Annotated in this window: 5 protein-coding genes (1 of these 5 cut by a window edge); 3 read left to right on the top strand and 2 right to left on the bottom strand. The window is 72.9% G+C overall.

Annotated features, from left to right (window positions below):
* Nucleotides 1-15: 15 nt before the first annotated feature.
* The gene (locus ACIBO1_RS02850; protein ID WP_396740947.1) at nucleotides 16-2730 is read left to right on the top strand and encodes a discoidin domain-containing protein; all 2715 of its coding nucleotides are present in this window, start codon (nucleotides 16-18) and stop codon (nucleotides 2728-2730) included.
* 10 nt (nucleotides 2731-2740) lie between these two features.
* Here the strand turns inward: ACIBO1_RS02850 and ACIBO1_RS02845 are convergent, their stop codons facing one another.
* Both ACIBO1_RS02845 and ACIBO1_RS02840 read right to left on the bottom strand, forming a co-directional pair.
* A complete protein-coding gene (locus ACIBO1_RS02845) occupies nucleotides 2741-4657 on the bottom strand; it encodes a WXG100 family type VII secretion target (protein WP_396740945.1) in 1917 nt (638 codons plus the stop codon).
* A complete protein-coding gene (locus tag ACIBO1_RS02840; RefSeq protein WP_396740943.1) occupies nucleotides 4657-5274 on the bottom strand; it encodes a hypothetical protein in 618 nt (205 codons plus the stop codon). Before ACIBO1_RS02840 ends, ACIBO1_RS02845 begins: the two co-directional genes overlap by 1 nt.
* 148 nt (nucleotides 5275-5422) lie before the next feature.
* Between ACIBO1_RS02840 and ACIBO1_RS02835 the strand changes: the two genes are divergently transcribed.
* Nucleotides 5423-5947 (top strand): hypothetical protein, encoded by a 525-nt coding sequence (locus ACIBO1_RS02835; RefSeq protein WP_396740941.1) that lies wholly within the window; start codon nucleotides 5423-5425, stop codon nucleotides 5945-5947.
* A 3-nt stretch (nucleotides 5948-5950) separates the two neighbouring features.
* Nucleotides 5951-14791, top strand: the start of a protein-coding gene (locus tag ACIBO1_RS02830; protein WP_396740939.1) for a hypothetical protein. The gene runs 41604 nt beyond the window's last position; 8841 of the gene's 50445 nt are visible here — the first part of the coding sequence; the start codon lies at nucleotides 5951-5953; the stop codon falls past the right edge of the window.

Here is a 14791-nt window from a genome sequence, read left to right as displayed (position 1 = left end):
CTCGTAGTATTCGGCATGATCCGTGATCAGCGAGGCCGTACCTCCGACGCGCAGTCGCCGCCGGAAACGGCCGAACCGGGTACCGAGTCGAACCCGGATTCGCTCGCGGACAGTAGTCGGTTCCGCAAGCTCGGCTCGGCCCTGAACTGGGTCGGTGACCGGGTGGCCGTGGTCGGCGCCGACCCGGCGGGAGTGATCGCCGAGGCGGCGACCGGGCTGGTGGCGGAGCGCGACGTCGTGACTGTCATCGGACCGCTGGACACCCCCGAGGACTGGTCGTTCGTCGAGACGGTGCTGCCCATCGCGGTGCCGCCCGGCAGCCGTGGCCGCGTCGCCGTTGCCGGTGCGGCCGGCCGCGGTCTGGTCGGTCGGTTGGCCCGGGAGCTGACCGCGACGCTCGACGTACCCCGTGCCGAGGTGCTGCTGGTACCCGGTGGGTCACTGTTCGCAGTGGACGGGTGGGTACGGCACACCCCGGACGGCGTGACCGCCCCGGCCGGGCATCGCAGCCCGCAGCCGTCCTGGGAGAACGACGTCGACGAACTGTGCGCCACGACGTGCCCGGGAGACCTGGCACTGCTTCCGGTACCGGCCGGGATGTGGCTGTTCCGCCGGCTGCCCGGCACGCCGATGCCGGACTATGACGACCCCGCGTACGGGGTGCCGATGGACGCTGACCGGCCGGTGCTGCTGATCGGGCGGCCCGGGCAGCCGGAGCCGGAGGCGGACGCCATCGCGGAGTTCCTCGACCGCCTCCCGTCCCACCTACGCCAGCAACTCGTGCTGGCCTCCTACGGATCGGTGACCACGACTGCGGCGGCGGCGACGAGCCTGGCCCGCGAAACCGGTGTCCCGGTGCAGGTGCACACCGGCCTGCCGGCGCTCACGCCCGAGGGCCGACCGACGAGTCTCGCCGTCGACCACTCGGCGGCCACCTGGGAACCGATCGCGACCGTCCTCAGCTTCCCGGCCGACGGCCCGGCCCGGCCCGTCGGACCGGTACGCGGACTCGACGGCTACCCGGAGCTGGCGGAGAACGTCTTCCGGCTCGGCGAACGGTGGGTGGCCGAGGTGACGCAGTCCGGCCTGTGGGTGCGGCCACCCGAGCAGGAACACGGCGCGCGCCTGGTGCGCTCGCATCCGTGGACTTCCGGCAAGGTGCGGATCTTCGTTGGCGTACCCGGCAAACCGCCCCGGTACCACGTGTTGCCGGTGCTCGGCGCACTGCTGGGCCGGATGCCCGCCGAGACCCGTCGGCGGGTCGAGTTGTCGCCGGCCCGGTTCGCGGTGGCGGCCGGGGACGACGCGGTCTCGACGCCGGACTCGGAGCAGGGCGCGCTGGAGGCCCCGGTGGTGCAGCGCACCGTCGTGCTGCGTGCCCCGCAGGGCGGCGCGGCGATCTCCGGCCCGGCCGCTGCGGTCCCTGGCCTGGGCACGCCGAGCCCCGGCCGGGACACGCCGATCGCCGACCCGGTCACTCCGGGAGCCGGCCCGGCGAGGCCGATCACCGGCGGAGTCCCGCCGATGTACGGCCCGCCGGCGTCAACCGGCGGCCCGGTCACCTCGAAGCCCGACCAGGTCGCGCCGACCGGTGGACGGATTCCCGAACGCGGAAGGGAGATCGAGTCGGGCTCCCGGGCGGACGAGACGACCGCGCCGCTCGTGGGCGGCCACGCCGGTGGGAACGCCCCGGCCGGGCCCGACCCGGTGGCCGAGCCGACGACGCAGTATCCGATCCGTCCGGTGGCGCGGCACGAGGCCGTCCGTCCGGTCCGCCGCGACGAGCCGGGCCCGAAGCAGAGTGCGCAGGCCGAGCGCCCACCGCGTACCGAGGTGGCAGCGCCACCGGCCGGTCCGGACGACGAGCGGCGACACCCGTCCGGGTCGGGTCCGGTCGGACCGGACGCGCGGCGTCGGCGCAGGCCCCGGTTGTCGGCCCAGATCCTGACCGCCGTCGCGGTCCTGACGGTGGCGGTCGCCAGCGGGTACGTGCTGAATCCGAACGGGCAGCCGTCCGGGGCCGACACACCGCCGGGGTACGCCGTACCGCCGCCGCCGGGTCTTCCGGAGTTCCCCGCCGGGACGCCGGTCGCCTCCGACCCGTCCGGCACCCCGGCCGACGATCCGTCCACCTCGGTCAGTCCCGCCTCAGGCAGCAGTGGCCAGACCAGTGCGGCCCCCGGCCCGAGCTTTCCCGGGCGGAGCCCGGCGTCATCGGGCGGCACCGACCGGGTGCCCGCACCGGTGGCCCCGCCCCGGCCCACCGGGTCTCCGTCGTCTGCGCCGAGTGCCAGCCCCCAGCCGGCGGCGTCGTCGGCGATGCCCGGTCGGGTGAACAGCTCGGGACGGAACCTGGCACTCTCCGGGACTGCCAGCGCGTCGAGCTTCGAGACCATCTATCGCCCGTCGAGCGCGATCGACGGGGACCGGGAGTCCCGGTGGGGCAGTGCATTCACCCCGGACACCCAGTGGCTCGCCGTCGACCTGGGCGAACTCTGGCAGGTCACCGAGGTCCGGCTGCGGTGGGAGCGGGCTTACGCGACCGCGTACCGGGTCGAGGTGTCCGCCGACGGCGGGACGTGGCGGACGGTCTACCAGACCGCTAGCGGTGCGGGCGGGACCGTCGACATCGCCGTCACCCGCACTCCGGTCCGCTATGTCCGTATGGTTGGCACGGCCAAGGTGATGACCGGGTACGGGTACTCGATCCACGAGTTCGAGGTGCGCTGAGGCCGGCGGCTCACCGGTTGTTGTTGGTGAGGTTCTTGGTGTTCTGCTCTTCGACGTCGGTGTACATCGCGTGGGTGTGCTTCATCCGTCGGATCGCCTCGTTGAGGACATCGCGCATCTGCCCGCTCAGACCGTCGACCTGATCGAGCAACAGCGCGAAGTTCTTGCCGGCCGGGCTCATCCAGTAGTCGCGCAGTGTGCGGAACTCCTTGTTGATCTCGTTCAGCTTGCCTTCCAGCGTGTCCCGCTCGGTGGCGACCTTCTTGGCGGCGTCGGCCAGCTTGTCGAGCTCGACGGCGAAGGTGAACTGGGTGCCGTCCGGGTTGATCTGGGTGATCGGCGTACCGTCCGCGTTGGTGATCACGGTGATCGAGGGCTTGCCGTTGTCGGTGTACGCCCACTTGATGTCGCTGCCGCTGGTGCCGTACTCGATGGTGACCGTCTTGGTGCCCTGGGTGCCGTACGTCGGCCGACCCTCGGAGTCGAAGGTGGTGAACGTCCAGCCGTTCTGCTCCATGCTGGTGACCGCACCGTCCGAGTTGCGGAAGATGGTCGTGCCGCCGGAGTAGGTCCACTGGAAACCACCGCCGGCCGTCGGCGTGATGGTCACCGTCTCCCGGGTCTCCGAGTTGACGCCGGACGTCGGCGCCCCGTCCTTGTACGTGATGACCCACCCGTCGCCACGGTCCTCGGTGAGGATCTGGCCCTCCGAGTCGTACGTCACGACGCTCTCGTCGTCGTACGTGTAGACGGTGTTGCCGTCCCGGTAGCTGATGGTGGCGGTGACGCCGGGGCGTTCCTCGGTGGCGGGGATGTCGACGTAGTGCGGGCGGTTGTCGGCGTCGAACTGGCTGTAGGTGGTGCCGTCGGCACGTTCCTCGGTCAGGATCTTGCCGCCGGCGTTGTACGTGATGACGGTGTCGTCGGCGTACGTGTAGAGGGTGTTGCCGCCTTCGTAGGTGATGTCGGCGCTGGTGGCGGGTCGTTCTTCGGTGGCGGGGACGTCGATGTGACCGGGCCGGTTGTCGGCGTCGAAGTCGCTGTAGGTGGTGCCGTCGGGGCGTTGCTCCTTGAGCATCTTGCCGTCGGCGTTGTACGTGATGACGGTGTCGTCGGCGTACGTGTAGAGGGTGTTGCCGCCTTCGTAGCTGATGTCGGCGCTGGTGGCGGGTCGTTCTTCGGTGGCGGGGACGTCGATGTGACCGGGCCGGTTGCTGGCGTCGAAGTCGCTGTACGTCGTGCCGTCCGGGCGTTGCTCGCTGAGGATCTTGCCGTCGGCGTTGTACGTGACGACGCTGTCGTCGGCGTACGTGTAGACGGTGTTGCCGCCCTGATAGTCGATCTCGGCGCTGGTGGCGGGGCGGCCCTCGGTGGCGGGGACGTCGATGTGGCCCGGCCGGTTGTCGGCGTCGAAGTCGCTGTACGTCGTGCCGTCGGCGCGTTGCTCTTTGAGGATCTTGCCGTCGGCGTTGTACGTGACGACGCTGTCGTCGGCGTACGTGTAGACGGTGTTGCCGTTGACGTAGCTGATCTCGGCACTGGTCGCCGGCTGGCCGCTGCGGGCCGGGATCTCGACGTACTGCGGCTGGTCGTTCGCGTTGAAGTCGGTGTACAGGGTGCCGTCGGGCAGCCGCTGGCTGACCAGGTCCTGGCTGTGACTGTCGAAGGTCAGCACCGACTTGTCGGAGTACCGGAAGATCGTCAGGTTGTCCTGGTAGCCGATGTGCGCGTACGTCGCCGCCTGCCCGTCCGACGGCGGGATCTCCACGTACCGGGCGCGTCCCGCGTCGTCGAAGGAGCTGTAGACCCGCCCGTCCGGCATCACCTGCTGGACCGGCTGACCGTTGGCGTCGTACGTCACCACTGAGCCGTCGCTCTGCCGCTCGAACGTGTGCCCCTTGGTCGGCGTCAGCTCCGGCCCGGTCATCAGGCGGATTCCTCGGGGCCGCCGACCCGGGGAAGCGACTCGGGTGCCGTCGGCACCGTCTCGCCGAAGGACTGCTTGTCAGCCTCGGCGTAGAACTGGGCGGCGTTGTTGACCCGGACGACGTACTGCGCCACCGCCTGGATCGAGCCGCCGACCGCCTTGAGCAGCGAGAGCTGGGCGTCCACGAGCATCTGCGTCTGATCCGGGTTGGGATCCTCGACCGGCGGGAGGTCCTCGCCCTTCACCGTCCAGTGTGAGACGTGGCTACCGCCGTCATGGCTTCTCATCTTGCGATCGTTCTGCACGCCGCCCTCGTTCTCGGCGTAGAAAATCCAGCCACCCTTGCTGAGCACGTCCGCCTTGAACGACTCGAACTCGTCGACCTGGGTGTTGAGTTCATTCAGCATGTGGTTCTGCGCCCCGCGAAGGTCGGCGGGCGTGACCCCGAACGCGCGGACGGTCGGCTCGACGAGTTCCTTCGTCTCGTCGCCCGCGTCCTTGGGCGGGTTGAACAGATTGTCGCCGGTGACCGATCGCGCCGTGCGCTCTTCCATGTGCAGTTCGGGTACGTGTTTAATCGACGCCTGTACGTAGGTGTCCAGCTCAGGGTCGGCCATCTTAGACATGTACCACGTGGGCCCCCGCGGACGGATGTCCCTCTTCGGGGGACGCCCACCGTCACCAACATTGAGATGGTTCGGTTGAGCTGGGCCGATGCTAGCGTCTCCGGCACGGAACGATTGGTGCGCGGGCGGGGGGCTGAACATGGGGAGCGGTGCGCCCGCACACTACGACGACGGCCAGAGCATCAATGTGGACCCGCAGGGAATGTGGACGATCGGGTCGGAGCGGGTCGTCAAGCTCATGGGCGACGTGGTCGATTCGTGGGAACGTATCGGTAGCACCTGGAAGAACCTCGAACTCAGTTGGGCCGGCGAGACCGCCGAAGAGGTCCAGCAGTTCAACTATCGGTTGCAGAAATTGCAGTGGGATCTGTTCGGGTCGCAGGAACAGGAGACGCACGGGCTGATTTCGCAGGTGTGCGGGATCGCGGCGAGCGCGGCGTCGAACTACGGCGAGGCCGAGAAGACGGTCATCAAGATGTTCGACGAGTTCACCGCCGCCATCCCCGCTGATGACCTGCCGCCCGAGGATGACGGCGAAGGCGACGGTGGCAACCCTCCGCCCGTCGATCTCGGCGATGCCTACAACACGACCGAGTCGCCGGTGCACACCCTCTACCCCAACAATCCCGACGCGAACAAGCCACCGCCGCCGGATAACGAGTGACGGATGGCGAGCGACACCCATCCGGATCCTGACAAACTCGATGCGCTCGCCGCGCAGTGGGATGCCAAGGCCGAGGACCTCGATCGGTTGCGCCTCGTACCGTCGAAGGCTCTGAATCAGGTCGGGAACTGGCAGGGCAGCGGGCGGGCGGCGGCCACGCGCACGCTGCCCAGTCTCGAGAAGAACCTCCGCAACACCGCCGAGTTGTGCCGCCGCTGGGCCCGGCGATTGCGCAAGATGGCGGACGAGATCCGCAAGAAGCTCGAAGAGATCCGGAAACAGACCCTCGCCACGATCCTGAGCGTCATCTTCGGACTGCTCTTCGGTTTCCTGGTCGGTTTCGCGATCGGCCCGGCACTCGCCGCAACCATCGCCGCGATGGCACGCGCGGTCGCCGGTCTCGCTACGGCGCTACGGGCCATCATCAACATGTCGTTCCAGTTCGGCCTCGGCGCGGCCGTGTTCGGTTCCACCCAACTCGCCGCCGAGGTCTTCGCTCAGGCGATCGCGTCGCACGTCGACGGCAAGTTCGAGATCACCAACGAGAGTTGGATCAACGTCGGTGCCGCCGCCGGTCTGGGCGGTCTGTTCGGACTCTCCACCCGGGGACTCGGCAGGGTCGGCGGCGGCGGGCCGAAGTCGACCGACGTGCCGACGGTCAAGGGCCTGGACGGCACGGGCTCCGCTGGGCGGCCCGGCGACACCCCCACCCCGGACGTACGGACCGGTCGCGGAGACGTGCCGGGTGTCGGCTCGCCGGACGGCCCTCCGCTCGGCGCACCACCCCCGTACGGTGCCGTCGGTGGCCGGCCCCCGACGCCGGGCCCGGTCAGTGCCAGTTCGACGCCGCCACCGGTCCGCCCGGTCGGCGGGCGGGGAAACGCCGGTGGTGCCGCGCCGACCCGGACCACCCGACCCACCACGGTCGACCAGCCTCCACCCTCGGCGCTCGGCGGCGCACCGGCGCGGACCACACCGCCACCGGCCCGCCTCGACGGTCCGGTGAACACGCCACCACCAGCCCAACCGCAACCCCGGGCCGGGGTGCCGCAGCCCGACGGTCGGCCACCGGCGGCGGTCGGCAACGGCAACGCGGCCAGCAGCCTGCCACCGCCCGCCCGCACCACCCCACCGCCGAAGGCCGACGCGGGTGTTCCACCCGTCGGTACGCGGACGCCGGGTGGACCGGCGATGGCCGGAGTGGACGCGCCCGCGCCGCCTCCGCGCGCCGTCGCCGCCGATCCTCGGCCGCCGTCGGCGCTGACGCCCGAGCCGGCGCCCGGCGGAGGACGGCCGCCCGCCGCCAGCCCGGACCTGCCCGCGACGCCCGGCGGAGGACGGCCGCCGGTCGCCAGCCCCGACCTGCCCGCCACTCCTGCTGGAGGACGGCCGCCCGCCGCCAGCCCGGACCTGCCCGCGACCCCGGGCGCGGGTCGGGACGTACCCGTCAACGGCCCTGCCCGGGACGTGTCACCGATCGCCCCCGAACCGGTCCGGCACGGCACTCCGCCGCCGGGCCAGGGCCTGACGGTCGATCCGCCCGTGGTGCGGCCCGGTGGCGTCGGCACGGTGACGGACGTTCCCCCGCCGAGTGGCAGACCTGCCGGCACCACTCCGGATGCCACGGTGTCGGTGCCACCGCCCGGCCGCCCGGTCCAGCCGGGTGTCGAGGGGAACCCGGTGAACACGCCCGGCGGCGGCACCATCGGCGGGGCCCCGCGTCCAGGGCGTCCCGTCGAGGGAATCCCGGCCAACCAGGTGGTCGACGTCCCCACGTCCACCCCGAGACCGGCCACCCCCGAGCCGTCCACACCGGCGCCACCCGCCGGGCAGCCCGGCCCACGGGGCAACCTCGCCGCCACCGACCTGCCGGCCGACGTCAGGACCCCGGTCACCACGAGACCACCTCTCGACCGGGCACCCGTCTCCGGCGAACCGCCGGCCGTCCGGCCGGACACCCCGGTCACGTCACCCCGACCCACCTCGACCGCGACGACCCGGCCGGACACACCCGAACAGGTCCCGGCCGACGTCCCGCCCGGTTCCCGTCCCGGCGGCACCAACAGCGACCAGCCGCCGGTCGTCGGGCAGGGCAAGCCGACCACGGACACCGCCCCGGTGGGCGCGTCCTCGAAGGGCGCGCCGGAGCCGGGCAAGACCAACCCGGTGCAGGCCAACCTCGACGCGCGGATCCGCGACCTCATCACCGAGGGAGGCGGCGGCAAGGGTCAACCCGGGGTGTCGCAGTCCAGCCGGCCGGGCACGCTGACCGAGATGCGCGCGCTGCGCGAACGGATCCTCGCCGACAGCCCCGGCGGGCAGCCCACCGGTGGCAACGCCCTCGTCGTGCAGCGCCTGGACGATCACATCGCCGACCTGACCCCACGGCGGCCCGTCGGCGGCGACGCGCAGGGTGGCGCGGTTCGGCAGTTCAGCGGTCAGCCGGGGGTCGAGACTCCGCTCAAGCAGGTCCCGGTGCCGACGAAGCCCATGCCCGGTGGTCCGCGACACACCGGACCCGAGGGCATCGACGCGCGGGCGCCCTATCCGGACCAGACGTCCGTACCCGTGGCGGGGCCGAAGGGGCCCGGCGGTCCGCGACCCGACCCGGAGGTGAAAGGTCCGGTCCCGCCGCCTGGCGAGGCGCCACCCCCCAAGACCTCGGGCCGTGACCAGTACACCGGCGAGTGGGACTGGCACATCCGTCGGGACAAGTTCGGCACCGAGTTCCTGTTGTTGCAACGTGGACCGGACCAACCGCCGGGTGTGCGGCTCGGCGGATCCAGCGGCGAGCCGCACGGCCCGGGAGGGCTCGGCCGACCGTCCCGGACCGATCCGGTGGACCCCCCCGACCCCGGTGCCGGGCGTCGCCTGGGCGACGGCAAGGCGGTCCGGGACGACCAGTTCGGTGTCTCGTCCAGACCGACCGGAGACGGCCGGGTCACCGAGCGTCCCGCCCAGGTCCGGGAGATCAACGGGGAGAAGTGGGTCCGTCTGCCGGACGAGGCGGTGCAGGGCCGGTCGGGCACCGGCAACCAGCAGCCGACGGACCGCTGGATGCGGATGCCCGACCGGGACAACCGCGTCCTGCCGGACTCCGGTGGGCGCGCCCCGGAGGGCAGTTACTACTCCTGGCAGGAGCACACCCCCGGCAAGTCCGCCGTCTCCGCCCTGGACCGGGGCCGGGGGCAGATGGTCGACATCAAGGGCCGCCCCGGCTGGCAACTCAACCCTCCGGAGCCCGCGCCGCTCGCGGCGACCTCCCGACCGACCCCGGACATGCCCGGTCCCGGTCAACGGCTCGGCGGCGGGGCGACCGACCGACTGATCAACTCGCTGAAGGACTTCGGGGGCATGTTCCGCCGGGGCGGTGACGCACCGGCCCCACAGCCGCCCTCCGTCGTCATCAAGTCGGCGGGACCGGGCGGCAACACCGGCGGCGGAATCGCACCGGGGGGCAGGGGCGCCACCCCGGATGCGCCGGCCTCCGGCGGAAGCTGGAAGGGGTACGGCGAGGGCCAGCAGCTCGGCGGTCGACCGGCCCGGCCGGACGTCGACGGCAGCCCGGTCCGGCCGGGACAACGGGGCCCGGACGGCGGCGGGACGGGACCGGGCCGAACCGGGGACGTCACCACGCCGCCCCGGTCGCCCGACGCCCCGACGCCGAGGACCGACACCGGCAGCCCGCAACCGGGGCGCTCGACCGGGGCGGAGGGCGGCGGCTCGTCGCGTACCGGTGGGTCGCAGGGCCCGATGGGGATGCGGGAGCCGCGCACGGGCAGCCGTACCGAGACGGTGACCCCGGACCGGTACATCGAGCCGACGGTGGACAACCCGGCCTGGGCCACCCGTGGCGCCCGGGATGTCGGTGACACGCCCCGGGGCGTCGGGGGCGAGACCCGGGCACCAGCCGGGCAGGGCGGCCAACGTTCGCCCTCCGGCACCGAGGGGGCACCGCCGAGCGGTGCCAAGCGTGTCCCGGACCGCATCACGACCGCCGACACCCGGACGCCGGCCGGGTCGCAGCCGGGCGAGGTCTTCGGGGCGCGGTCCGGCCCGACTGCCGCGCCGGGCCCGAGGTCGGCCGGACAGCCCGTTGCGGCCCGCGACAGTCTGCACGGGCAGATGGCGGACCTGGTGGAGGGTGCGGCCAAGCGCGCAGAGGTCAAGCCCGGTGGCGGACCCAAGCCGGGTGATGACGCCAACCTGGGCACGGGGACGCGGGCGGGCGAGAGTTCCCGTACGCCCGGAGACGCCACCACGCCGCCGGGGCAGTCGCGGCCGGGTGAGGCGTTCGGACAGCGTCCGGAGTCGGGCACTCGTCGGTTGGAGTCGTCCCCGGAGCCGGAGCAGGTCACGTCTGGGAAGTTGCGCAAGGATCGGCCCGTCGGTGACACGGGACGGCCGGGCGAGACTTTCGGTCAGCGTCCGGAGTCGGGCACCCGGCGGTTGGAGTCGTCGCCGGAGTCGGGATCGGCCGGGCTCGGGAAGTTGCGCAAGGACCGGCCGACGGGCGACGCGGGGCGGCCGGGCGAGGCGTTCGGGCAGCGTCCGGAGTCGGCGAACCGGCGGTTGGAGTCTCCGTCGGAGTCCGGGCCGATCAAGCCCGGCACGTTGCGCAAGGACCCGCCGCCCGGTGACCCGGCACCGCGACCTGGTGAGCCGTTCGGGCAGCGTCCGGAGTCGGGCACGAAGCGTCTGGAGTCCGCTCCGGGGCCCGGAACGGGACGGACGGACGCGTCGGCAGGGTCGGCGACGCCGCGTACCGGAACGCACGAGCCGTCGACGCCGATCCGGGATGGGCAGTCTGCGCCGACGACCGAACGACCGGCCGGGACGACGCCATCCCAGGTCACGCCGACCGAGGGCACGCCTGCCGCGACGGTGAAGCCGGAGTCGAGTCCTCGGCCCGAGCCGGGCACCAGACCTGCGTCGACGACCAGCCAGGAACCCGCGCCGGCCAGTGGCAAGGCGCCCGCGCCCGGATCGGCAGCTGACCGGCGGGCGCAGGCGTGGGCGAACGCGTCCCCTGCCGAGATCGAGGTGCTGCGGGGCGGGGGTGCGGGCGCCGGGCTGCGCCCCGACCAGCGGGTGAACGTGGTGCTCAACGATCGGATCTCGGCCGAGTACGCGAAAGCGGCGCAGGACGCGTTGCGGGCCGAGCTGGCGGATCTGCGGGGGCGACGGCGGACTCCGGGCGAGCCGATCTCGGATTGGGTGGCGCGGGAACAGCGGATCTCGGAGATCGAGTCGAGGTTGGGCGGACGCGCTCCGGAGCCGGTGGACGTGCCGGTGCCGAAGGCGCCTGCGGGTGAGTCGGCTGCTGACCGACGGGCGCGGGCGTGGGCGGACGCGTCTCCTGCGGAGTTGACGGTGTTGCAGGGCGGGGGCGCCGGCGCCGGGCTGCGCCCCGACCAGCGGATCAACCAGGTGCTCAACGAGCGGAACTGGGCACGGCAGGCGGCTGAGGTCGAGGAGGGTCTGCGGGCGGAGCTGGCGGATCTGCGGGCACGGGAGCAGTGGGGGCAGAACCCGTCCGAGGCGGAGCAGCGGATCCTCGATGGTGCGGGGCTGGGCGCAGGCGTGCGGCCGGATCAGCGGGTGCTGGTGGTGGAGGCGCTGCGGTCGTTCGCGCAGGGCGCCGAGACCTGGCTGGAGGGGCCGAGGGCGGCTGCGGCCGGGGCGGCGCGGACCGCTGAGTTGCGGCGGCAGGTGGAGTTGGCGAGGCAGGGCCTCAACCCGTACGGGGACGGCGGAGTCCGGGTCGTGCTGCACCGGCGTGGCAGACCGGAACTGCGGGTGCTGGAGGTCGACATGCCTGGCGTCCCCGCCACCACGCGGGTGGAGCCGAACGGGCTGGAGTGGTTGTGGCGGGATCAGCGGATCGCGGAACTCGAGTCGGCGTTGGGCGGGCGTTCCGAGGTGGCGTTGCCGAGGCCGCCCGCGGGTGAGTCCGCTGCGCAGCGCAGTACGCGGGCCTGGAAGGACGCGTCGCCTGCCGAGTTGGAGATCCTGCGGGGTGGTGGTGCGGGGTTCGGGTTGCGGCCGGATCAGCGCGTCAACCTGGTGCTCAACGAGCGGAACTGGGCGCGGCGGGCGGCTGAGGTCGAGGCGGGTCTGCGGGCGGAGTTGGCGGATCTGCGCGCTCGGGTGCGGACGCCGGGCGAACCCATCTCGGAGTGGGTGTGGCGGTCCCAGCGGATCGCGGAGATCAGGTCGGCGCTTGGTGAGCAACCGGTCGAGGTGTCGGTGCCCAGGCCGTCTGCGGGTGAGTCGGCTGCGGAGCGGACCGCCCGGGCGTGGGAGAACGCGACTCCCGCCGAGACCGAGATCCTGCAGGGTGGTGGTGCGGGGTTCGGGTTGCGGCCGGACCAGCGGGTGAACCTGGTGCTCAACGAGCGGGCCTGGGCGCGGCAGTCCGAGCAGCGGTTGCGGGCGGAGTTGGCGGACCTGCGGCGGCAGGTGCGCACACCGGGTGAGCCGATCTCGGAGTGGGTGTGGCGGTCCCAGCGGATGTACGACATCCAGGTCGCGCTGGGTGACCGTACGTCGGAGCCGGCACCAGCGTCGAGGCCGTCCGGTGCCGGTCCGCGTCGAGTGGAGAACCCGACGCCCGCCGAGCAGGAGGTGTTGGCCGGGCGGGGTGCCGGCTTCGGGTTGCGGCCGGACCAGCGGGTGAACCTGGTGCTCAACGAGCGGGCCTGGGCGCGGCAGTCCGAGCAGCGGTTGCGGGCGGAGTTGGCGGACCTGCGGCGGCAGGTGCGCACGCCCGGTGAGCCGATCTCGGAGTGGGTGAACCGGTCGCAGCGGATCGCCGAGATCCAGTCGACGCTGGCCGGGCGTACGCCGGAGCCGATCGTCGTACCGGTGCCGAGGCCGCCGGCGGGAGCGTCGAGCGTCGACCGCACTGCACGGGCGTGGGAGAACGCGACGCCTGCGGAGCGGGAGGTCTTGCAGGGCAGGGGTGCCGGCTTCGGGCTGCGTCCCGACCAGCGGGTCAACCTGGTGCTCAACGAGCGGGCCGGGGCACGGCAGTCCGGGGCGACCGGGGTCGAGACGCCGACGACGCTGCCGCCGGAGCTGGCCCACCTACAGGCGCGTACGCGGCGGATCACCGATCCGTCCGAAGGGGAACAGCGGATCCTCGACGGTGCGGGTCTGGGCGCGGGGCTGTCGCCGGGACACCGGGTGCTGACGGTCGAGGCGCTACGGGCGTTCGCGCGGGGCGCCGAGACCTGGATGGAGGGGCCGACGGCCGCTGCGGCCAGTGCGGCCCGCATCGCCGAGCTACGGCGGCAGGTCGAGCTGGCGAGGCAGGGCCTCAGCCCGTACGGCGACGGCGGATTCCGGGTCGTCCTGGACCAGCAGGGCCGCCCGAGCATCCAGTCACGTGACATCGGGACGTCCGGTACTTCCGCCACGCGGGTGGAGTGGGAGGTCCTGGAGCAGGGTCGCGAGCCGGCCCCTCCGCGCCCGGAGACCGTGGTGGTCGGCGAGCACGACGCGTTGCCGCCGGTGACCGAGCAAATGGTGCGGCCGGTCGAGCGCCCGCCGGTGACACGCGAGCGCCCCGGCAGCGGCGACTCGGCACCCCCGGTGCAGACGGTGGAGCGTCCGCCGCTTCCGACCGTGGAGCGTCCGTCGGTGCCGGAGCGGCGGATCCTGGCGGGTCAGCGCCTCGGCGAAGGGTTGTCGCCGACGCGGCGGGTGCAGACCGTGGAGGCGCTGCGATCGTTCGTGCAGCAGACGCGGACCCGCATCGACGACCTAACGGCGGCAGGCGGTCCAGCAGACCGGCGACAGGCCACCCGGCTACGGCAGCAGGTGGAGGCGGCCGAGCAGGGCCTCAGCCCGTACGGGGATCGGGGCGTGCGGGTGGTGACCGGCCGGGACGGCCGACCGGAGCTGCTGCCACCGCGTGACGTACGCGGCCTGCCGCTGACCCGGGCCGAACGGTGGGTGCTGGCCGGACAGGGTGCGGGCGAGGGCCTGTCGTACGAGCAGCGGATCGACCTGGTGGTCGCCGAGCGCAACGCGGCCTGGCAGACCGAGCAGTTGCGGGTCGAGTTGGCGCAGTTGCGGGACCGGCAGCCGCTGCCGGACGAGCCGACGTCGGATCAGGCGTGGCGGACGCAGCACATCGCCGACCTGGAAGCCCTGGTGGGCGCCGCAGCCGGTGACCGGACGGCCCCGCCGGTGCGGACGGTTGCCCCGGTCCGGCAGCCACCGCAGGCCGGGGTGTTGACCGAGGCCGAGCGGGAGGTGCTGGCCGGTCGGGGCGAGGGCCGGGGGCTGCCGTTCGACCAGCGCATCGACCTGGTCGTCGGTGAGCGCAACTGGGCCTGGCAGACCGCGCAGGTGCAGGCGGAGTTGGCGGAGCTGCGCGCATGGGACGCCCTGCCGGGCGGCTCGGTCTCACAACGGTTGTGGCGCGCGGACCGGATCGCCCATCTCGAAGCCGTGGTGACCGGCGAGGTCACGCACTCCCACGACGAGCAGCCCGCGCCACCGGTCCCGGCGTCGGACGGCCCCCCGCCGGTGGTCGGCCCGTCCGCAGGGGAGCAGCGGATCCTCGACGGCGAAGGGCTCGGCGCGGGTCTGTCGCCGCTGCGGCGGCGGGACGTGGTGGAGGCACTGCGGTCGTTCGCGCAGCGCGGCCGGGCGGAGCTGGACGAACTGGTCGCGGTCGGCGCGGACGACGCCCGGGCCGGACAGCTCCGGCAGCAGGTGGAGGCGGCCGAGCAGGGGCGCAGCCCGTACGGTGACCGTGGGGTCCGGATCGTGCTGGACCGCGACCGGCAACCGGTGCTGCTGCCCCCGCGTGAGCTGCCCGGCCCGCTGACC

The organism is Micromonospora sp. NPDC049903 (genome assembly GCF_044460945.1).
Taxonomy (GTDB): Bacteria; Actinomycetota; Actinomycetes; order Mycobacteriales; family Micromonosporaceae; genus Micromonospora.
This window is presented reverse-complemented; position numbering and strand designations above follow the sequence as displayed.